We start from the raw sequence: 19,930 nt of genomic DNA on the forward strand, positions 1-19,930 counted from the left end.
AAGAACGCAGCGCGGCGGCGAGCGAGGCGGCAGGCACGGCGGCGAGCGAGGTGGCAAGCGCGGCGGCGAGCGCGGTGGCAGGCACGGCGGCGAGCAAGGTGGCAAGCACGGTGGCAAGCGCGGCGCGAAGCGCTGTTCCGGCCGTCACGCGAACTGCCAGAGCCCGCGCAATTCGACCGCCCCGCGCCGTTCGCGCCGCACCTTCTGCATTTCCTGCTCGGCGACCTCCATGGCCTGCTGGACGCCGAGAAACCGCACCGCCACGCTGCCCGCGCAAGCGCCCTGGTAGCGCGCCGCGCCTTCGCGAAACGCGTATTCGCCGTTGACCGCGCCGCGCATGCGCTCGGCCAGCGCGGCCGCCTGCTGCGTGGCCGCGTCGAAATCGGCGGGACCGCGCGCCACGACCGCGAACTGGTCCCAATCCATACGCGCGAGCAAGCCGTGCGTGCCGCCCGCTTGCGCGAGCCGGCTCGCGCAGGCGCGCAGAAACTGGTCGGCGGCCTCGTAACCGAGCCGAACCTTGATCTCCTTGATGCCGTCGAGATCGAGCATGCAGACCGTCACATAGGCGCCGTCGCGCGACGCCTCCGCGAGCCGCCGGCCCAGCTCCTCGATCAGCGCCTTGCGGTTGGGCAGCCCGCTCGCTTCGTCGACACGCGCCTGGCGTTGCAGATGTTCGTTCGTGAGGCGCAATTGCTCGAGCAGTTGCTCGCGTTCGAGATGTTCGGAGATCAGCTTGGCGAACACGTTGAGCGCACTGCGGGCGCGCGAGCTGACTTCGCGGCTGTCGCGGCTGATTCCGCATAACGTGCCGATCACCGCGCCGTTGCCGGCGCAAACCGGCACGCTCGTATAAGTCTGAATGCCGAGTTCGGCCGCCGCGCGCGAATCGCCCCAGATTTCGCGAACGTTGTTCACGACTTGCCGCCCGCTTTCGAGGCAGCGCTTGCACAAGGTGTCGAACCACGGCACCTGCAAGCCTTCGGGCACGCCGTTCGCGCCCGTATTGAGCGCATAGACGACCGTCTGCACTTCGCGGCTGAAATCGACGGACGTGAGATAAGTCGATTCGAGCCCGGTGAGCACTTCGAGCATTTCCAGAATGGGGCGAACGAGCGATTCGAGGCTGTCCGCGTCGGCGAGGCCCTGCGAGAGCCGTTCGATTGTTTCATCCATGCGGGGGAATTCCGGGCAAGGGCTTGACGATAAATTCTACCTGCTAAACGGCTGTTATTCGTTTAAAGCGTCTTAAAGCGCGGCTATCGGCGGGATTGGCAAGTTCAAATAGCCAGACGCGCGCCGCCAGGCAATGCTGCATTCATCGCGCAATAGCCGGTCTTTTAAAAGCCGCCTTGAAAATCGGGAATAAATCGGCGCTGAAGCGCGTTAGTCGGTGTCAGCCAGTCATTCGCATGCGGCCCTATGACGGCAGGCATGCGCGAACAACAAAATTCAAGTCGGGGTAGTCATGATTTCGATGCGTCGTTTTTCAGTGCGTGGACAACTCATCGGCGGATTCGGCGTGCTGCTGCTCGCGCTCGTCGCTCTCGCGGCCGTTTCGCTTTATCAGGTGCGCAACATCCGCATGCGCCTCGACGACATCATCGACGTCAATGGCGTGAAAGAACGCTACGCCATCAATTTCCGCGGCAGCGTACACGACCGCTCGATCGCCGTGCGCGACGTGCTGCTCGTGAGTCCCGCCGACCTGCCCGGCGTGGTCGATCATATCCAGCAACTCGCCGGCGACTACGAACGCTCGGCACAACCGCTCGACCGGCTGTTCGCGGCCAACGCGGGCATCGTGCCCGCCGAGCGCGCGATTTACGCGCGCATCAACGCGGCGCGCGAACGCACCATGCCGCTCGTCGGCGACATCATTGCGCGTCAGCGCAGCGGCGACACCGAAGGCGCGCGCCGCGTCCTGCTCGACGAAGCGCGCCCCGCGTTCATCGAATGGCTCGCCGGCATCAACGCGCTGATCGACTTCGAAGAGGCGCGCAGCGAAAAGCAAGGCGCCGAAGCGCGGCGAATCAGCGCCGACTTCAACCTCTTCATGGGGCTGCTCGCGGCCATCGCCTGCGCGCTGGGCACGGGCACCGCATGGTTCGTCGTCCGAAACATCGGCCGCACGCTGGGCGCCGATCCGCGCGATCTGATCGCTTTCGCCGAAGCCATTCGCGGCGGCGACCTCGCGCGCGACGTGGCGTTGCAGGAGAACGACACGGCCAGCGTCATGGCAACCGTCGCCCGCATGCGCGACACGCTCGCGGAAATCGTCGCGCAGGTGCGCGGCGCCGCCGAAGGCGTGAGCGAAGCGAGCCACGAGATCGCGCAGGGCAATGCCGATCTCGGCGAGCGCACGGGGCGCCAGGCCAGCGCGCTCGAGCAGGCCAACAGCGCGCTCAGCGAGTTCGACGCGAGCGTGGCCGCCAACGCGGGCAACGCGAAACACGCCGACGCGCTTTCGAAACAGGCGTCCACCACGGCGAGCGACGGCGGTCTGGCGGTGGGCCGCGTGACCGAGTCGATGCACGGCATTCGCACCTCGTCGGCGCGCATCGGCGAGATCATCGCGGTGATCAATTCCATCGCGTTCCAGACCAATATTCTCGCGCTCAACGCCGCCGTGGAAGCGGCTCGCGCGGGCTCGCACGGACGCGGCTTCGCCGTGGTCGCGAGCGAGGTGCGCAAGCTCGCGCAGCACAGCGCCGAAGCGGCCAGCGAAGTGAAGTCGCTGGTGGAAGACAGCGTTTCGCGCGTGAACGAAGGCACGCGCGAAGTGGATGCGGCGGGCGCGACCATCGCGAAGGTCGTGACCTCTTCCGGCGACGTGATGTCGATCATGGGCGAGATCAACGATGCCTGCCGCGCGCAGACGCAGCAGATCGGCGAAGTGCGCGACATGATCGACCACCTCGAACGCGCGACGCAGCAGAACGTCGCGCTCGTGGAGCAATCGGGCTCGGCAGTGGCTTCGTTGCAGGCGCAAGCCGGCACGCTGCTCGCCACGGTCGATCTCTTCACGCTCGCGCGGCACGCGCAAACGGCGGTCTCGCCTCAGCGCGCGGGCAAGCCCCACGCGGCCGGATCGAAACGGTCGAGCGCATCGAGAACGGCGTCCGCGCTCGCGTAACGCTCGCGGTCCATCGCGGGGTCGGGCACGGCGATCACGCGCATGCCCGCCGCGCGCGCGGCCATCACGCCGAACGGCGAATCTTCGAGCACGAGCGCTTCGTGCGGCGCCACGCCCAACCGCCGCGCCGCGACGAGAAAGATGTCGGGCGCGGGCTTGGCCGCGTGAACCTCGGGATCGTCGGCGGTCACGATCGCGTCGAACAGCGCAAACCACTCGCGATGCCGCGACGTTTTCAGGTCGAAGTACGCGCGCGTCGAACTCGTGCCCACCGCAATGGGCACGCCGTGCGCCGCGAGATGACGCACGAGCGCCGCCGCATGCGGCTTCGCGGGCGCGGCCGCGAATTGCGCGCGCAACAGCGGCTCGCGCTCGGCGAGAAATTCGTCGGCCGTGATCGGCAGCGCGAGCGCGTCCACCACGTATTCGGCAAGTTCGCGCGCGCCGCGCCCGATCGTGTTCTGCTTCACGTCCCAGCCGAACACTTTGTCGAAGCGGCCCGCGATGGCTTGCGTGACGTCCGTGTAAATGCCTTCGGTGTCGAGCAGCAAGCCGTCCATGTCGAAGATGACCGCGCGCACGGCGCCGCGCGCGTTCTCAATCGCCATACGGCACCCAGATGTTTTTCACCTGCAACGCGCGCCGCGCGAACTCTTCGCTGCCCGCCGGCACGTCGTGCGCGGCGTCGAAGGCGCTTGCCCACACCGGCTTGAGATTGCCCGCCGATTCCGCTTGCGCCGCCGCGAGGCCGGCCGCCTCGCCCGCATACCAGAGCGCGTCCACGTCTTGATGGCCCGCGAGCGCGCGCGTGAGTTCGGCCGCCGGCCCGCCGACCAGATTGACGACGCCGCCCGGCACGTCGCTCGTTTCGAGCAGCGCATACACGTCGGCGGCCACGAGCGGATGCGCGCGCGAGGTCACCGCCACCACGCGATTGCCGAGCGCGATGGCGGGCGCCATCAACGCGATCAATCCGGCGAGCGGCGCGGCGTCCGGGCAGACGATGCCGATCACGCCCCACGGCTCGTTCATCGCGAGCGTGACGTTGCGCGTGACGGTGGAATGCACGCGGCCGTCGACCTTATCGGCGAGCGCGGCGTAGCGAAACAGCGCGCGCACGCTGCGCTCGACTTCGGCGGCCGCATCGGCGGCGCTGCACGACGTGTGCGCGGCCAGCAGCGACGTGAACGCGTCCTTGCGCGCCGCGAGATTTTCGGCCAGATAGTAGACGACCTGGGCGCGCGCATGGCCCGTCATCGACGACCACGCTGCGGCCTTGCGCGCCGCCTCCACGGCGTTGCGCACGTCCTTGCGGCCGCCGAGCGGCGCGAAGCCGAGCGTCTTGCCTTGCGCGTCGCGCACGGCGTAGCTGTAACCCGAATCCGGCCGCGTCTGCTTGCCGCCGATATACAGCTTGGCCGTGCGATCGACGCCGTCGCTCGCGAACGGCGCCTCGGGCGCGGGCGAGGGAATCGGCGCGGGCGTGGAAGCGGCATGAATCTGCGCGCCGCGCGCAGCCGTTTCCACGAGATATTCGAGCATGCCTTCGCGCCCGCCCTCGCGGCCGTAACCGCTCTCGCGATAGCCGCCGAAGCCCGCCGCCGCGTCGAACTGATTCGCGCTGTTGACCCATACCACGCCCGCCTTGGCGGCGGCGGCCACGGCCAGCGCGCGCGTCATGTTCTCGGACCATACCGAAGCGGCGAGCCCGTAGCGCGTGTCGTTGGCGAGCGCCACGGCTTCGTCGGGAGTCCGAAACGTACTCGACGTCACCACCGGCCCGAAGATTTCCTCGCGCACGAGCACCGACGACGTTTCCACCTCGGTGACGAGCGTCGGCGGATAGAAGAAGCCCGTTTCGCGCGCCGCGTATGGCGCCTGATAGCAGCTTGCGCCCTCTGCGATGCCGCGCTCCACGAGCGCGCCGATGCGTTCGAGCTGCACGCGCGCGACAATCGCGCCCACATCGGTGGACTTGTCGAGCGGATCGCCCACGCGCAGGCTGCTCATGCGCGTCCTGAGCTTGTGGTGGAACGCCTGCGCCACGCCTTCCTGCACGAGAATGCGCGAGCCCGCGCAGCACACCTGGCCCTGGTTGAACCACACCGAATCCACCACGCCTTCCACGGCCGCGTCCAGATCGGCGTCCTCGAACACCACGAACGGCGACTTGCCGCCCAGTTCGAGCGAGAGCTTCTTGCGCGTGCCCGCCGTCGCGCGGCGAATCGCGCGACCCACTTCCGTGGAGCCCGTGAACGCGATCTTGTCGACGTCGGCGTGCTGCACGAGCGCGGCGCCCGTTTCGCCGTCGCCCGTCACCACGTTGACCACGCCCGCCGGCACGCCCACTTCGCGGCAGATTTCCGCGAACGCGAGCGCCGTGAGCGGCGTGAACTCGGCGGGCTTGAGCACCACGGTGTTGCCCGCCGCGAGCGCGGGCGCGATCTTCCACGCGAGCATCAGCAGGGGGAAATTCCACGGGATGATTTGCCCGCACACGCCCAGCGCTTCGTGGCGCGGAAATTCGCTCGCGAGCAATTCCGCCCAGCCAGCGTGATGATAGAAGTGGCGCGCGACGAGCGGCACGTCGATATCGCGCGATTCGCGAATCGGCTTGCCGTTGTCGAGCGTTTCGAGCACGGCGAGAAAGCGCGCGTGCTTCTGCACGTGGCGCGCGATCGCGTAAAGCAGGCGCGCGCGTTCGTGGCCCGGCGTGGCCGACCAGCCGGCGAACGCGCGGCGCGCGGCGCTCACGGCGGCGTCCACGTCGGCGGCGCTGCCTTGCGCCACGTGCGCGAGCAGCGTTTCGTCGGCGGGATTGCGCACTTCGAACCACGCGTCCTGCGCGGGCGCGGCGAACTCGCCGTCGATGAAGTGCGGGAAGCGCCGCTCATGCCGGTCGAGCCAGGCGAGGACGATATCGGCGCTTTCCGGCGCTGGACCGTAATCCATGGTGGCCAAGATATCCTTTAGGATTGCTGATGAATGGTTCATGCAAGTGTCCTGTCAATACTTAAGCAATGCGCGTGGGGGACGCGTCAGGCCATGCTGTGACGATGCAGCGCCGAATAATGCCCGGTCACGAAATGTTCGAGCTGGCGTTCGAGATCGGCGAGCAGCGAGCTTGCGCCGATGCGGAACAACGCCGGGTCGAGCCAGGCATGGCCCAGTTCTTCCTTCATGAGCACGAGCCAGTTCACGGCTTCCTTCGCGGTGCGCAAGCCGCCCGCCGGTTTGAATCCCACCTTGAAACCGGCAAGCGCTTCGTAGTCGCGTATCGCGCGGCACATCACGAGGCTCACGGGCAGCGTGGCGTTCACCTCTTCCTTGCCCGTGGAAGTCTTGATGAAGTCGGCGCCCGCCATCATCGCGACCATGCTCGCGCGGTACACGTTGCGCAGCGTCTTGAGGTCGCCGGTGGCGAGAATCGCCTTCAGATGCGCCTCGCCGCATGCTTCGCGCATCTGGCGCACTTCGTCGTAAAGCGCGTTCCAGTTTTGCAACAGCACGTATTCGCGCGTGATGACGATGTCGATCTCGCGGGCGCCTTCGCTCACGGCATAGCGAATCTCCTCCAGGCGCTGCTTGAGCGGCGTGAGCCCCGCCGGAAAACCCGTCGCCACCGAAGCGACCGGAATGCCCGAGCCTTCGAGCGCCTGCACGGCCGTGCGCACCATCGTCGGATAAACGCAAACCGCCCCGGTGGTCGGCGGCGCGTCTTCGAGGCCGAGCGCGCTCACGATGTCGTCGCGCAACGGGCGGCGCGCTTTCGCGCACAAGCGGCGCACGCGGCCCGGCGTGTCGTCGCCGGCAAGCGTCGTGAGATCGATGCATTGAATCGCCCTCACCTGCCACGCGGCCTGCCACACTTTCTTGACCGAGCGGCGCGCGCCGAGCGAGTCGCTGCGCCGCTGCGCGGCGGGCGCGTTCACTTGCGGCAGCAGCACCGCGTCGAGCGCGAGCGGCATGCCCGCGTTGCGCGGCGGATGTAGTTCGCGATGTGATTCGTGGTCCGAAACAATCTCGATGGAAGCGGAAGGCGTCGGCGCCGTGGCGCGTCGGCGATCCATGCGATCTCTGGCGGTCATGTGCGCCCCGCGTAATGGTCGATGAGTCGGTTGAGCAAAATGGCGAGCACGATGATCACGCCGGTGATGGTCATCTGATAGAACGAGCCGAGTCCCACCAGATTGAAGATGTTGCGCAGCACTTGCAGCAGCATCACGGCCACGGCGGTGCCGAGCATGCCGCCGCGCCCGCCGAAGAGGCTCGTGCCGCCCAGCACCACGGCGGCGATGGCGTCGAGTTCCATGCCTTGCGCCGACGTGGGCTGGCCAATGTGCAGGCGCGAGGTGAGCAGAATGCCGCCGAACGCCGCGAGCAGGCCCGAAATGGCGAACACGGCGATCGACACGGCGCGCACCGGCACGCCGGAGAGCCGCGCGGCCTCCACGTTGCCGCCCGTCGCCAGCACGTATTCGCCGAACACGGTGTAGCGCAGCACGAGTCCGGCGACGATCGCCACGCCGATGAACAGCAGGCCCATCACCGGAAACATGAGCGTCGTGCCGGGAACGAGCGGCACCATGGCCGAGCCGATCGCGCTAAAGCCTTCGGGCAGGCCGCCGATCGGCGAGCCGTCGGAAAGCAGGAACGTCGCGCCGCGAAACGAGACCAGACCCGCGAGCGTGATGATGAAGCTCGGCACCTTGCCATACACGGCGATGCCGCCCATCAACGCGCCCGCCGCGAGACCGAGGCCGAGCGAGATGGGCACCGCGAGCCACGGCGACATGCCGCCTTGCAGCAGCACGGCCACGACGATGCCCGCGAACGCCGAAAGGCTGCCCACCGAAAGGTCGATGTTCGCGGTGAGAATCACGAACGTCATGCCCACGGCGACGATGCCCACCACGGCCGCCTGCTGGAACAGATTGGCGATGTTGCCGAAGGTGAGAAAGTCGCTCGACAGCGACGTGGCGATACCGACCGCGAGCAGAAAAATCAGAATGAAGTTGTAGCGCAACGCCCAGTCGATCAGCGTGCGCGTGCCGATGCGGCGCTGCGACTCGCCGCCCGGCGGCATGATGTCCTTCGAAGTCGTATCCATGTTCAGGTCCTTCTTCCGGTGATGGTCGCCTGCTGGATCTCGCGGCTCGTTGCCACGGCCGGATCGAAACAGACGGTGTTCCTGCCTTCGTGAATCACCCATATGCGGTTGCAGTTCGCGTAGAGTTCCTCCAGTTCGCTGCTGGCCACGAGAATGGCCGCGCCCTCCTGCGCGAGACCGCGCGCGAGCCGGTACAGGTCCGCTTTCGCGCCGATGTCGAGGCCGCGGCTCGGTTCGTCGAGCAGCAGCAACTGCGCGCCGTCGAGAATCCACTTGGCCACCACGACCTTCTGCTGATTGCCGCCCGAAAGCTGCCGCACAGGCTGCGCCACCGACCCAAAGCGCGTTTGCAACTGCTTCAGCACGGGCTGCGCTTGCGCCTTCATGCGCCGGTGCGAAAGCCAGCGTTGCCGCCGGATGCGTGCGAGCGTCGCGTTGCGATAGATCGGAGCGTCGAGCACCAGCCCTTCGGTCTTGCGGTTTTCGGGCACGAGGCCCACGCCGCGCCGGATCGCATCCTTCGCGTGACGAGGGCGATACGGCGCGCCGAACAGCTCCACGTCGCCGCTGGCGCGCGTCACGCCGAACAGCGCCTTGAGCAGCGTGGTGCGCCCCGCGCCGTTCAGGCCCGCAAGCCCGACCACTTCGCCGCGCCTGACTTCCAGATCGCGGATCGACAAGCCGGCGGGGCCGTCGAGCCGCTTCACGCGCAGCGCCAACGCCTCTTCGGGCGGCGCGAATTCGCCGCGTTCGAGCAGCGCATGACTGTCGCCGACCACGGCGCTCACGAGCGCGGCTTCGTCGACAGCGGCCACGTCGAAGGTGTCCACCGTGCGGCCCGAACGCAGCACCGTCACGCGGTCGCCGATCTCGCGAATCTCGTTCAGGCGATGGCTCACGTAAAGCACGGCCACGCCGTCGGCCGTGATTTCGCGAATCACCTGAAAGACCTTTTCGAGTTCCGTTTCGTTGAGCGCGGCGGAAGGCTCGTCCATCACGACGATGCGCGCCGAAGCCGTGAGCGCGCGCGCGATCGCCGCGAGCTGCTGATTGGCGATGGACAGCGTTTCCACGCGCGCCGTGAGCGGGAACATGGCGCCCACGCGGGCGAGCGCCGCGGCCGCGAGCGCGCGCCGCTGCTTGCGCGCAACGATGCCGAAGCGGCGCGGCGTGTGCCCGAGCAGCAGGTTTTCTTCGACCGTCATCTGCGCAATCAGGTCGAGTTCCTGGTAGATCATGGCGATGCCGTTCGCGCTCGCCTCGTGCGGGCTGCGCAGATCGACGCGCCTGCCGTCGATCTCCATCGCGCCCGTATCGGGACGATGCACGCCCGCGACGATCTTGAGCAGCGTGCTCTTGCCCGCGCCGTTCGCGCCCAGCAGGCAATGCACTTCGCCGGGGCGCACTTGCAGCGAGGCGTCGACGAGCGCGACCACGTTGGGCGGAAAGCGCTTCGCGACGTGGCTGACGTCGAGTACGTAATCACTCATCGCCGTGCTCCATGAGAAAGTTCGCCGTGGCTTCGTCGGTGGCGAGCACGTTCACGTAGCCCGCGCGCACCGCCGCGCGCGCCACGCGATGCTTGCCCTCGCCCACGCATACGCCGATCGAATAGCGCTTGTCGCGCAGTTTCTCGGGGCGCAGGCCGATGGTGCGATTGTCGATTTCGGGCGCGACGATCTCGCCGCGTTCGTCGATGAAGCGGCCCAGGATATCGCCCACGGCCCCGCGTTTCGCGAGATCGCGCATGATCGCGGCATCCACGTAACCCGATTCGACCAGCACCGAGCGCTCGGAAAGCTCGCCCAGACTGAAGCACGCCACGGGCGTTTCCTCGGCGAGGCGCAGCACGTCGGCGATGATGTGATCCTGCTCGATGGCTTCGCGCGTGCGTTCGCTGCCGAGCATCGCGGGCACCGGCAGCAAGGTGGCGTGACCGTTGCCCGCATGCGCGAAGCGCTCGGCCACGTTGTTGGTCTGCTCGGCCACGTTGCGGATATTGATGGCGCCGTTGAGCAGCACCACATGCACGCCGTCGTTCCAGCGCGGCGGCAGCCATTGCGCCATCTTCATCATCGTGCGGCCCCAGGACACGCCCACGAGCGGCGGCTGCAACGCCGCGAGATAACGCCCCGCCGCCTGCGTGACGACGTTGAGCTGCACGTCCTCGTCGCCGCTGGTGGCGAGCACGATGGCTTCGCGCAGATTGAAGCGGCGCTGCACCTGCGCTTCGAGATGCGGCAGGCGCGGCGTGCGCGGAATGATCTCGATGCGCACGATGCCCACTTCGCGCGCCTCGCGCAAAAGACGCGCGACTTGCCAGCGCGTGAGCCCGGTTTCCTTCGCGATGTCGTTCTGGGTTTTTTCGAGGTCGTAATAGAGCTTGGCGACTTGCGCCATCAATTCCTCGCGCTGGGCGTCGGTGCCGAGGCGCGCGGGCAAGGCGTCGTTGCTGGAAGCCTGGTTCATGCAGCCGTCCTGATGCGATCGAATTCCAGCGGCCGGCGCGAGACGATCGGACCGACGGCATCGGTCGCCTCGCGATAACGTTCGAGCAGCCGCTGATATTGCTCGAACGCTTCCATGTCGGGGTTCATGCGCTCGCCGTGCGCCGCGAAGCTTTCCACCGCTTCGCGCAGTTGCGCGCATTCGCCCGCGGCGCACGCGGCCGAAGCCGCCGCGCCGATCAGCGTGAGATTGTCGTGCGCCACGACGTCGAACGGAACCCCGGTCGCGTCGATGGTGGCGCGCAGCCAGAGCGGATTTTTCTGGAAGCCGCCCGCCGCGATCACGCGCCGCACGCCGATGCCCGACTGGCACAGCGTATGCAGCACGTTCGCCGAACCGAGCGCGATGGCTTCGAGCGACGCGCGGTACACGTCCTTGCGGTCGTGGTTGAGCGAGAGGCCGAGAATCGCGCCGCGCAATTCCGACGAGCGATACGGCGTGCGGTTGCCCATCCAGTAATCGAGCACGAGCAGGCCGGTGGCGCCCGGCTCCATCTGCGAGGCTTCGCGGATCAGCGCCTGATGACCGGCGTCGTCGAGACCGAACATCTGGTGCGCGAGCCAGTGCAGGATCGAGCCCGCCGACACCTGCCCGCCTTCGAGCAGCCACGGCCCGTCGATCAGCGCGTTCGGATACGGCCCCCACATGCCCGGCACGTCCACGCGCTCGGGAATGTGCATGAGCTGCACGATGGACGTGCCGCCGATGAACAGCATGTCGCCGGGCTGCGTCGCGCCGGCGCTCAGCATGGCCATGTGCGCGTCGATGCCGCCTTGCGCCACCACGGGCGCGCCGCTCACGCCAAGATGCGCGGCGGCCGCCGCCGTGAGGGCGCCCACGCGGCCGCCCACGCGCACCACTTCGGGCGGCAGCTTCCGCGCGAGATCGGGCACGCCCAGCCGCTCGTAGAGATCGACCGGAAAGGTTTGATTCACCGAATCGTAATTCCACTTGCAGGTCGCGTTGAGCTGCGACGCGACCCAGCGGCCCGTGAGCCAGTAATTCACGAGATCGACGGCTTCGCAAATGCGCGCCGCGCGCGCGTACACCTCGGGTTCGTGGCGCGCCAGCCAGATGGCCTTCGGCACGAGCCATTCCACGGCGTCGCCGCCTTCGCTCATCATCGGGTGACGCACGGCGCGCGTGCCGTTGGCCTCCTCGCCCGCGCGGCAATCCATCCACAGCAGCGCGGGGCGCAGCGGCGTGCCGTCCTCCTGCGCGGCCACCACCGTCGACGACGTGGTCGCCACGCACACGCCCGCAATGGCCGGATGGCCCGCGAGCGCCATCAGCTCGCGGCACGCCTCGCCCGCCGCCTGCCACCACGCGAGCGGCGACTGCTCCGCCCAGCCGAGGCGCGGATACGTCGTGGCGTAGCGCGCCTCGGTCACGCGCAGCAGCTTGTGCGCGCGGGCGTCGTAGAGGCCCGCGCGCACCCCGCCGGTGCCGAAATCCAGCCCAAGCAATAACGACATCCTGTCTCCTCCTGTTTTCCGGCCGAGCCGGCCACACCGTTGGCGCCGCTTATGCGCGGCTTGTCATTGGCATATTACGCAGGTGTGCGGGACGGACGGAACACGACTTTCGCCGCGCCCTTCTTTTCGGCGAAATGCTGGAACATCTCGGGCAGCGATTCGAGCGGCAAGTCGTGGGTAATCATGAAGTCCCAGCGCAGCGAGCCGTCGTTGAGCTTGTCGATGGCGGCGCGCCATTCGTCGCCGGGGAACGGCGCCGAGAACGAATTCCACGCGCCGTGCAGCGACACTTCCTGACGCAGGAAATGCGAGAACGTCTTCATGGTCACGGGCACGTCGGAAGTGGGAATGCCGATGAACACCACGTGGCCGCCCGCGGCCGCGAGCTGCACCGACTGGTTGATCGACGAAGGATGGCCGGCCGCCTCGATGATGAGGTGACAGCGCGGCAGCGCGTCGTCGGGCTGGCCGGAAAGCAGCGTGTGCGTCGCGCCCGCCGTGCGCGCCATCTCGAGCTTGTCCTCGGAGATGTCGATGGCGACGATGTCTTTCGCGCCCATCAGCTTCATCCACTGAATCGCGAACAGGCCGATCGGGCCGCAACCGACCACGGCGCCCGTTTGCCCCGCGCGGAAATCGGCTTGCCAGATCGCATGGATCGCAATGGCGGCCGGATCGACGAGCGACGCGGCGGTCGGGTCCATGCCCTGCGGCACTTTCACGAGATTGGTGAGCGGCACGCTCACGAACTCGGCGTAAGCGCCGTCACGGCGGCTGCCGAAATAGTCGTAGTCGAGACAACGCGACGGGTGCCCGCGCAGGCACTGATCGCATTTCAGACACGGAATCAGCGGCGGCACCGTGACCAGATCGCCCACGGCCAGCCCGCTCACGCCCGCGCCCAGCGCCTCGACGAAGCCCGAGAATTCGTGGCCGCAGATGAGCGGCATGACGTGCGCGCCCTTGCTCAACATGCGCGGGATATCCGACCCGCAAACGCCGCACGCGGCCACCCGCACCAGGGCGTGACCTTCACGCGCGACGGGCTTTTCCACTTCTTCAATCCGGATATCGCCGGGTCGATGCATGACTGCTGCTCGCACGATAGTTTCCTTGCGCTTTGACTGGAAAAGGAGCCCGCGAAGCCGGATTCGAAGCGCTCCGGCTCGCGGGGGAACGCGCCGCGCGAGAGGCGCGGCCGACGCGATTTTCAGTAGACCTTCGGGCGGTATTCGCCGAACAGGCCGCTGTGATTGACCTGCTTCACGTTCGCCTTCGTCACCACCTGCGTGCCGGCGTCGACGAATGCCGGGACTTTCTTGCCCGCCACGACCTGGCGCGCCGTCTGGATCGTGATGTCGCCCAGATAACGCGGGTCGTTGAGCGAAGTCGACACGTACTGGTTGCCGCTCTCGATCGCGTTGAGCGCCTCGGAAAGCCCGTCCACGCCCGCCACCAGCACGTCCTTGCGATTGGCTTCCTGGAGCACCTGCATCGCGCCGAGCGCCATGTCGTCGTTGTGCGCGAACACGGCTTTCATGTCGGGATTCGCTTGCAGCAAGTCCTGCATCGCCGTCACGGCATTGGCGCGGATGTACTCGCTGTACGGGCCTTCGACCACCTTGAAGCCGGTGCCCGCGAGCGCCTGATGGAAGCCCTTGCGGCGATCCATCATGACCGTGCCGCCCGCGTCGCCCTGAATTTCGACGATCTTGCCGCTCGTCACGCCCTTCGCCTTGAGCGCCGCCACGAGCGCCTTGCCGGACAGCTCGCCCATCTTCACGTTGTCGCGGCCGATATACGCGGCGACCTGGCCGTGTACCGCGCGATCGACGGTGATGACGGGCACCTTCGCGCGCTTCGCGGCGTCGAGCGAAGGCGCGATGGCGTCGGGATTCACGGGATCGACGATCAGCACGTTGACCTTGCGCGTGAGCAAATCCTGGATGTCGTTGTTCTGCTTGTTCACGTCGCCGTTGGCGTCGAGAAAGATCAGCTCGTCGCCGTCGGCCGCCGCCGCGGCCTGCGCGCCTTCCTTCAACTGCACGTAGAACGGCGATTGCAGCGTCACCTGGCTGAAGCCGATCTTGAGCCCCTTCGCCTGCGCCGCCGACATCGCGCCGAATGCCGCCACCGCCACGGCCACGACCGTCACGGCCCGCCGCAGCCCCGCTTTTCCTTTGAACATGCGTTGTCTCCTGGTTTTCGTTATTTCGCTGAGTGTCGTCTTGTCCGGCTTTCAAATCACAAATGTGCTTTCGAATCACATTTGTGATGCCAAAGATAGGAGTCTGGACCCGGCTTGTCAACGGCGATTTCTGTCAGGGAAAACGTGGAGACGCGATGGTGCGGCGCAGCAGCGGCGGCGCGCGCGGCTCGCGATTTGGGGAGAACGTGAGAGTGGCGAGTAGCCCGGTTTGGTGGGATCGCGCGCCGAAGCGACGATGAGCGCGGGTTTGCTCGAAGGCACGGATGCACGGAATGCGCGCGCGAGCGCGCGGCAATGCTAAGTCATCCGAAGCAATTCCCGCATGTAAAAACGCGCTGGTCCGCGTTGCGCGGCGGCGCGCCTTCCGCTTGTGAAGCGTGCTTAACCGAAGCGATGCTCAGCGTGATCGCGAAATCGAATTCCAGCGGCGGATCGCGCGCGCTTCATGATCGAAACCGAGCACGCTCACCGAAGCGGTTTCCAGGTAAAGATGCTCGCCGAGCGCCGCCGCTCCCGAAGCCCAATAACCGCCCAACGCGCGTAAAAAATGCGCATGCGAGAACAGCGCGACGCGTCCGTGCAACGCGAGCAGCGCCTCCACCACGCTGCCCGCGCGCCGTTCGATGCGCGCGAGATCCTCGCCTTGCGGAATCGGCGATTGCCAGACGCTCCACGCGGGATCGGTCTTTTGAATATCGGCGGTGGTGCGGCCTTCGTAAATGCCGTAATCCCATTCGTGCAGGTCGGCCGTGATCGTCATGCGGTCGCCGAGACCGGCAAGCCGGCACGTTTCGGTCGCGCGCGACATCGGGCTGCTCAACACCACGTCGAAATGCTGGCCCGCGAGCACGGGCGCGAGCGCACGCGCCTGTTCGCGGCCGTTGTCGGTGAGCGCGATGTCGGTGCGGCCCGTATGTTGACCGGAAAGACTCCAGGCGGTTTCGCCGTGACGGATCAACCAGATTTCGCGCACGGCGGCAGGTGCCCGGGAAGAAGACATGGATGAACTCCGCATGAAGATTGCCGCGCGGGGATCGCGGGATGCGGGCAGCATACCCGTTTTGCCGCCAACGGGCCTTGCAGGCAGCACGGCGCCGCCGCCCCTTGCGAGACGGCGGCGCCGCGTGCCATCAACGATCCATCAGGCTTAGTGGCGCTTGACGGAGTCCTTGGCGGCTTCCTTCATGTCGCCGACGTTCTTGCGTGCCTGGCCGGCGTCCTGCTGCAAATCGCCCTTCAGTTCACGCGCGGGGTTGTCGGTTGCGCGGCCCACGGCCTCGTTGACCTTGCCCTTCACCTTCTCGGCCGTACCCTTCACTTGGTCCTTATTCATGGTCACACTCCAGGTAAAAAGCGACGGTGTGTCGCGACGCTTTCCCTACCGCATGCGCTGTGCCTGACCCGGACACCGGCGCGCTTTTGGCCCGTAATTCAGGGTTCAATCGTGCGCCATCGCGCGATCGGCGGAGAGATGCGTGGGCATCATGTTGACGTTCGCGTTATGGATCACCCACAGCGAAAGCCCGACGATCACCGCGATCAGGAACGCCGTGCAGACGAAGATCGCCGTGTTCGAGCGCTGGTCGCGCGCCGCGCCCAGGTGCAGGAAATAAAACAATTGCACGACGAGCTGCGCGATACACAACACGACGATGAGCGCGAGCGCCGCGCCGGGCGCGACGAGATGCGCCATCGCCACGCCGAACGAGGCGAGCGTCAACACGAGCGAAAGCACCGTGCCGATCATGTAGCCCTTGAAGCTGCCGTGCGAGGCGTCGTGACCTGGCGCATGAGAAACGTGGGAATGGCTCACAGCACACCTCGCAGATAAACGAACGTAAACACACAGATCCACACGAGATCGAGAAAGTGCCAGAAAAGGCTGAGACACGCGAGGCGGCGGCGCACCGTGCCAGTCAGGCCGAACTTCGAGGTCTGGTGCATCATGATCGCGATCCACAGCAGGCCCGCGGTGACGTGCAAGCCGTGCGTGCCGACCAGCGTGAAATACGCCGAGAGATACGCGCTCGTGCCGGGGCCCGCGCCGTCCGCGACGAGCTTGGCGAACTCGTTGACTTCCATCGCCACGAAGCCCGCGCCGAACAGGAACGTGATCGCCAGCCACGTGACGACCTGCGCGCGCCGGCCCGCGTGCAGGTTCAGCATCGCCATGCCGAAGGTCACGCTGCTCGCGAGCAGCAGCAGCGTTTCGCCGAGCACGTAGGGCAGCTCGAACAGTTCCTTCGCGCCCGGACCGCCCGCCGTCGCGTTCGCGAGCACGCCGAACGTGGCGAACAGCGTGGCGAAGATCAGGCAGTCGCTCATCAGGTAGATCCAGAAGCCGAGCGTGGTCTTCGTGGAATCGTCGTGGCCATGCGCGTGAGCGCCGTCATGACCGTGAGTAATAGCGTGAGCCATGGTTAAGCCATCTCCTCGATTTGCTCGGGTCGTGCGGGCCGCTCCGAACGATGCAGGCCAAGCTGTTTGAAACGCGCGTTTTCGATGCGCTCGACTTCGGCGGCCGGCACCCAGTAGTCGGTGTCCTGGTCGTAGCTGCGCGCGATGAACGTGCCGATCATGCCGATCAAGCCCAGCGCCGCGAACAACCACATGTGCCACACGATCGCGAAACCGAAAACGAGGCTGAACGCCGCGATGACGAAGCCCGCGCCCGTGTTGCGCGGCATGTGGATGTCCTCGTAGGCGCGCGGCTGCACGTAGGCGCGGCCCGCTTCCTTGTCGTCCCAGTGCTGCTCCATCGAGGTGATGACGGGCAAGTGGGCGAAGTTGTAGAACGGCGCGGGCGAGGACGTCGACCATTCGAGGCTGCGCGCGCCCCACGGGTCGCCGGTGAGGTCGCGGTTCGCTTCGCGGTCGCGAATGCTCACGACGATCTGCACGATCAGCGCGAGAATGCCGAGGCCGACGAACACGGCGCCCACGAGCGCCACCACGAGCCACGGATGCCACGCGGCGACCTCGTAGTGATTCATGCGGCGCGTCATGCCTTCGAAGCCGAGGATGTAGAGCGGCGTGAACGCGAGCCAGTAGCCGATCAGCCAGCACCAGAATGAAACCTTGCCCCAGAACTCGTTGAGCGTGAAGCCGAACGCCTTGGGAAACCAGAAGCTGATGCCCGCGAGACAGCCGAACACCACGCCGCCGATAATCACGTTATGGAAGTGCGCGACGAGGAACAGCGAGTTGTGCAGCACGAAGTCGGCGCCCGGCACCGCGAGCAGCACGCCCGTCATGCCGCCCACGGCAAACGTCACCATGAAGCCGATGGTCCAGAGCGTCGCGCTGTGGTAGCGAATGCGGCCCCGATACATCGTGAACAGCCAGTTGAACAGCTTCACGCCGGTCGGAATCGAAATGACCGTGGTCATGATGCCGAAGAACGCGTTGACGTTCGCGCCCGAGCCCATCGTGAAGAAGTGATGGAGCCACACGAAGAACGACAGAATGCCGATCGAGGACGTGGCGTACACCATCGACTTGTAGCCGAACAGCGGCTTGCCGGAAAACGTGGCGATGATCTCCGAGAACGCGCCGAACGCGGGAAGAATCAGGATGTACACCTCGGGGTGGCCCCACACCCAGATGAGATTGATATACATCATCGCGTTGCCGCCCAGCTCGTTCGTGAAGAAATGCATGCCGAGATAGCGGTCCATCGTGAGCAGCGCGAGCGTGCCCGTCAGCACCGGAAACACCGCGACGATCAGGATGTTGGTGATGAAGGCCGTCCATACGAACACGGGCATCTTCATCATGTCCATGCCCGGCGCGCGCATGCGCAGGATCGTCACGATGAAGTTGATGCCCGAGAGCGTGGTGCCGAGACCCGACAACTGCAAGGACCATATGTAGTAGTCCATGCCCACCGTCGGGCTATAGCCCAGCTCGGAAAGCGGCGGATACGCCACCCAGCCCGTCGCCGCGAAATCGCCCACGAACATCGACACCATCACCAGCACCGCGCCCACCACGGAAAGCCAGAAGCTCAGCGAGTTGACGAACGGATAGGCCACGTCGCGCGCGCCCAGTTGCAGCGGCACCACCACGTTCATCAGGCCGAGAATGAGCGGCGTCGCCACGAAGAAGATCATGATGACGCCATGCGCCGTGAAGATCTGGTCGTAGTGGTGCGGCGGCAGATAGCCGGCCGAGTCGCCGTAAGCGATGGCTTGCTGCGCGCGCATCATGATCGCGTCGGCGAAACCGCGCAGCAGCATGACGATGGCGAGCACGATGTACATGACGCCGATGCGCTTGTGATCCACCGAGGTGATCCACTCGCGCCACAGATAACCCCACTTCCCCGCGAACGTGATCGCGGCGAGCAAGGCGAGGCCGCCGAGCGCCACGACGGCGCCGGTGCCCATGATGATCGGCTCGTGCCAGGGTACGGCGTCGAGCGTGAGTTTTCCGAACATGATGTGATTTACTCCGCTGCCAGGATGGCGGACGCGCGCGCGCCGCTACGATCGTGTGTGAGAGCCGGCGCGCCGATGGCCGTCATCGACGTCATGGGCGCGCCTGTGCCGCAAATCGGGTTGCCGTGAACGTCGCGCATGTATTTGTCGACGACGCCTTCGAAGAGGCCCGGCGCGACGTTCGAATAGAGCGCCACCGGCGCTTTTTCGCCAGGCTGCGCAAGCCGTTCGTACGCCGCGCGGCTCAGCATCGCGGGCGACGCCTTGGCGCGCGCGATCCACGCGTCGAAGTCGGCGCGGCTCGTGGCGAGCGTGTCGAAGCGCATGTCCGAGAAACCGGGGCCGCTGAACGCCGCCGAACGGCCCGCGTATACGCCGGGCTCGTCCGCGATCAGATGGAGCTTCGTCTGCATGCCCGACATCGCGTAGACCTGCGTGCCCAGTTGCGGGATGAAAAACGAGTTCATCAGCGACTCGGCGGTGAGGTTGAATTCCACGGGCGTGCCCACGGGAATCGCGAGCTGGTTCACCGAAGCCACGCCGTAATCCGGGTAGATGAACAGCCACTTCCAGTTGAGCGCGACCACGTCCACGCGCACCGGCTTCGTTTGCGATTCGAGCGGGCGGTACGGGTCGAGCGCGTGCGTGGTGTTCCAGATCAGCACGGCGAGCGTGACGACGATCACGCAGGGGATCGACCACACCACCACTTCGATCGCCGTGGAATGGGACCAGCGCGGCGCGTAGGTCGCGCTCGTGTTCGACTCGCGGTAGCGCCACGCGAAGAACAGCGTGAGCACGATCACCGGAATCACGACGAGCAGCATGAGACCGAGCGCGATCAGGATGAGCTGCTTTTCCTGTGCGCCGATGTCGCCTTTCGGCGCGAGCAGCGCCATGTGCGTGAGATCACAGCCGCCGAGCAGCGCGGCCGAGGCGACGGCGACCGCGCCTTGCGAAGCGCGGCGCGCGAAGCGGCCGGCGAGTGAGAACGGGGGATCGCCTTCGGCGGACCGTGGGGTGGGTAGGGTTGAAGGATCGGGATAGCGCATG

General features: G+C 66.5%; 17 protein-coding genes. 1 reads left to right on the plus strand and 16 read right to left on the minus strand.

Features of this window, described 5'->3' with window-relative positions:
• Positions 1-144 precede the first annotated feature (144 nt).
• Positions 145-1,176, minus strand: coding sequence for a GGDEF domain-containing protein (locus U5805_RS14995; protein WP_322104264.1), 1,032 nt, complete (start codon positions 1,174-1,176; stop codon positions 145-147).
• A 301-nt stretch (positions 1,177-1,477) separates the two neighbouring features.
• On the opposite strand from U5805_RS14995, the gene U5805_RS15000 reads away from it, so the two are divergent.
• On the plus strand, positions 1,478-3,136 hold the full coding sequence (locus U5805_RS15000) for a methyl-accepting chemotaxis protein (RefSeq protein WP_322104265.1): 1,659 nt from the start codon (positions 1,478-1,480) through the stop codon (positions 3,134-3,136).
• On the opposite strand, the gene U5805_RS15005 is transcribed toward U5805_RS15000, so the two are convergent.
• The 15 genes from U5805_RS15005 to cyoA all read right to left on the minus strand — a co-directional run bounded on the left by U5805_RS15005 (position 3,061) and on the right by cyoA (position 19,929).
• A complete protein-coding gene (locus U5805_RS15005; RefSeq protein WP_322104266.1) occupies positions 3,061-3,744 on the minus strand; it encodes an HAD-IA family hydrolase in 684 nt (227 codons plus the stop codon). The genes U5805_RS15000 and U5805_RS15005 overlap by 76 nt on opposite strands.
• On the minus strand, positions 3,734-6,088 hold the full coding sequence (locus U5805_RS15010; RefSeq protein WP_322104267.1) for an aldehyde dehydrogenase family protein: 2,355 nt from the start codon (positions 6,086-6,088) through the stop codon (positions 3,734-3,736). Before U5805_RS15010 ends, U5805_RS15005 begins: the two co-directional genes overlap by 11 nt.
• Before the next feature lie 86 nt (positions 6,089-6,174).
• Positions 6,175-7,104: a deoxyribose-phosphate aldolase gene (gene deoC, locus U5805_RS15015; protein ID WP_322104334.1), complete on the minus strand. Its 930-nt coding sequence runs from the start codon at positions 7,102-7,104 to the stop codon at positions 6,175-6,177.
• A 116-nt stretch (positions 7,105-7,220) separates the two neighbouring features.
• Entirely contained in the window at positions 7,221-8,246 is a 1,026-nt protein-coding gene (locus U5805_RS15020) for an ABC transporter permease (protein ID WP_322104268.1), read from the minus strand.
• Positions 8,247-8,248: 2 nt separating this feature from the next.
• Complete coding sequence (locus tag U5805_RS15025) at positions 8,249-9,736, minus strand: sugar ABC transporter ATP-binding protein (protein WP_322104269.1); 1,488 nt, start codon at positions 9,734-9,736, stop codon at positions 8,249-8,251.
• On the minus strand, positions 9,729-10,715 hold the full coding sequence (locus tag U5805_RS15030; protein WP_322104270.1) for a sugar-binding transcriptional regulator: 987 nt from the start codon (positions 10,713-10,715) through the stop codon (positions 9,729-9,731). Before U5805_RS15030 ends, U5805_RS15025 begins: the two co-directional genes overlap by 8 nt.
• Positions 10,712-12,229: an FGGY-family carbohydrate kinase gene (locus tag U5805_RS15035; RefSeq protein WP_322104271.1), complete on the minus strand. Its 1,518-nt coding sequence runs from the start codon at positions 12,227-12,229 to the stop codon at positions 10,712-10,714. The genes U5805_RS15030 and U5805_RS15035 overlap by 4 nt, the downstream gene beginning before the upstream one ends.
• A gap of 74 nt (positions 12,230-12,303) precedes the next feature.
• A complete protein-coding gene (locus U5805_RS15040) occupies positions 12,304-13,332 on the minus strand; it encodes a galactitol-1-phosphate 5-dehydrogenase (RefSeq protein WP_322104272.1) in 1,029 nt (342 codons plus the stop codon).
• A gap of 107 nt (positions 13,333-13,439) precedes the next feature.
• Positions 13,440-14,417, minus strand: coding sequence for a substrate-binding domain-containing protein (locus U5805_RS15045; RefSeq protein WP_322104273.1), 978 nt, complete (start codon positions 14,415-14,417; stop codon positions 13,440-13,442).
• Positions 14,418-14,835: 418 nt separating this feature from the next.
• Positions 14,836-15,438, minus strand: a complete 603-nt coding sequence (locus U5805_RS15050) for a histidine phosphatase family protein (RefSeq protein ID WP_322104274.1) — start codon at positions 15,436-15,438, stop codon at positions 14,836-14,838.
• 147 nt (positions 15,439-15,585) lie between these two features.
• A complete protein-coding gene (locus U5805_RS15055) occupies positions 15,586-15,771 on the minus strand; it encodes a CsbD family protein (RefSeq protein ID WP_322104275.1) in 186 nt (61 codons plus the stop codon).
• A 105-nt stretch (positions 15,772-15,876) separates the two neighbouring features.
• Positions 15,877-16,251 carry a cytochrome o ubiquinol oxidase subunit IV gene (gene cyoD / locus U5805_RS15060; RefSeq protein ID WP_322104276.1) on the minus strand — a complete coding sequence of 125 codons (375 nt, stop codon included), beginning with the start codon at positions 16,249-16,251 and terminating at the stop codon, positions 15,877-15,879.
• Positions 16,248-16,856, minus strand: coding sequence for a cytochrome o ubiquinol oxidase subunit III (gene cyoC / locus U5805_RS15065; RefSeq protein WP_322104277.1), 609 nt, complete (start codon positions 16,854-16,856; stop codon positions 16,248-16,250). Before cyoC ends, cyoD begins: the two co-directional genes overlap by 4 nt.
• Before the next feature lie 2 nt (positions 16,857-16,858).
• The gene (gene cyoB, locus U5805_RS15070) at positions 16,859-18,877 is read right to left on the minus strand and encodes a cytochrome o ubiquinol oxidase subunit I (RefSeq protein WP_322104278.1); all 2,019 of its coding nucleotides are present in this window, start codon (positions 18,875-18,877) and stop codon (positions 16,859-16,861) included.
• An 8-nt stretch (positions 18,878-18,885) separates the two neighbouring features.
• Positions 18,886-19,929 (minus strand): ubiquinol oxidase subunit II, encoded by a 1,044-nt coding sequence (cyoA, locus tag U5805_RS15075; RefSeq protein ID WP_322104279.1) that lies wholly within the window; start codon positions 19,927-19,929, stop codon positions 18,886-18,888.
• Between the last annotated feature and the right edge of the window lies 1 nt (position 19,930).

The sequence above is a fragment of the Paraburkholderia sp. J41 genome, from assembly GCF_905220235.1.
Lineage (GTDB): Bacteria > Pseudomonadota > Gammaproteobacteria > Burkholderiales > Burkholderiaceae > Paraburkholderia.

Bases quoted from the DNA above. Each gene is read 5' to 3' on its own strand.
- U5805_RS15005 (WP_322104266.1), bottom strand. From the start codon at position 3,744: ATGGCGATTGAGAACGCGCGCGGCGCCGTGCGCGCGGTCATCTTCGAC.
- U5805_RS15025 (WP_322104269.1), bottom strand. From the start codon at position 9,736: ATGAGTGATTACGTACTCGACGTCAGCCACGTCGCGAAGCGCTTTCCG.
- U5805_RS15055 (WP_322104275.1), bottom strand. From the start codon at position 15,771: ATGAATAAGGACCAAGTGAAGGGTACGGCCGAGAAGGTGAAGGGCAAG.
- deoC (WP_322104334.1), bottom strand. From the start codon at position 7,104: ATGCCGCTCGCGCTCGACGCGGTGCTGCTGCCGCAAGTGAACGCGCCC.
- U5805_RS15020 (WP_322104268.1), bottom strand. From the start codon at position 8,246: ATGGATACGACTTCGAAGGACATCATGCCGCCGGGCGGCGAGTCGCAG.
- U5805_RS14995 (WP_322104264.1), bottom strand. From the start codon at position 1,176: ATGGATGAAACAATCGAACGGCTCTCGCAGGGCCTCGCCGACGCGGAC.
- U5805_RS15045 (WP_322104273.1), bottom strand. From the start codon at position 14,417: ATGTTCAAAGGAAAAGCGGGGCTGCGGCGGGCCGTGACGGTCGTGGCC.
- U5805_RS15010 (WP_322104267.1), bottom strand. From the start codon at position 6,088: ATGGATTACGGTCCAGCGCCGGAAAGCGCCGATATCGTCCTCGCCTGG.
- cyoC (WP_322104277.1), bottom strand. From the start codon at position 16,856: ATGGCTCACGCTATTACTCACGGTCATGACGGCGCTCACGCGCATGGC.
- U5805_RS15030 (WP_322104270.1), bottom strand. From the start codon at position 10,715: ATGAACCAGGCTTCCAGCAACGACGCCTTGCCCGCGCGCCTCGGCACC.
- U5805_RS15050 (WP_322104274.1), bottom strand. From the start codon at position 15,438: ATGTCTTCTTCCCGGGCACCTGCCGCCGTGCGCGAAATCTGGTTGATC.
- cyoA (WP_322104279.1), bottom strand. From the start codon at position 19,929: ATGCGCTATCCCGATCCTTCAACCCTACCCACCCCACGGTCCGCCGAA.
- cyoB (WP_322104278.1), bottom strand. From the start codon at position 18,877: ATGTTCGGAAAACTCACGCTCGACGCCGTACCCTGGCACGAGCCGATC.
- U5805_RS15035 (WP_322104271.1), bottom strand. From the start codon at position 12,229: ATGTCGTTATTGCTTGGGCTGGATTTCGGCACCGGCGGGGTGCGCGCG.
- U5805_RS15000 (WP_322104265.1), top strand. From the start codon at position 1,478: ATGCGTCGTTTTTCAGTGCGTGGACAACTCATCGGCGGATTCGGCGTG.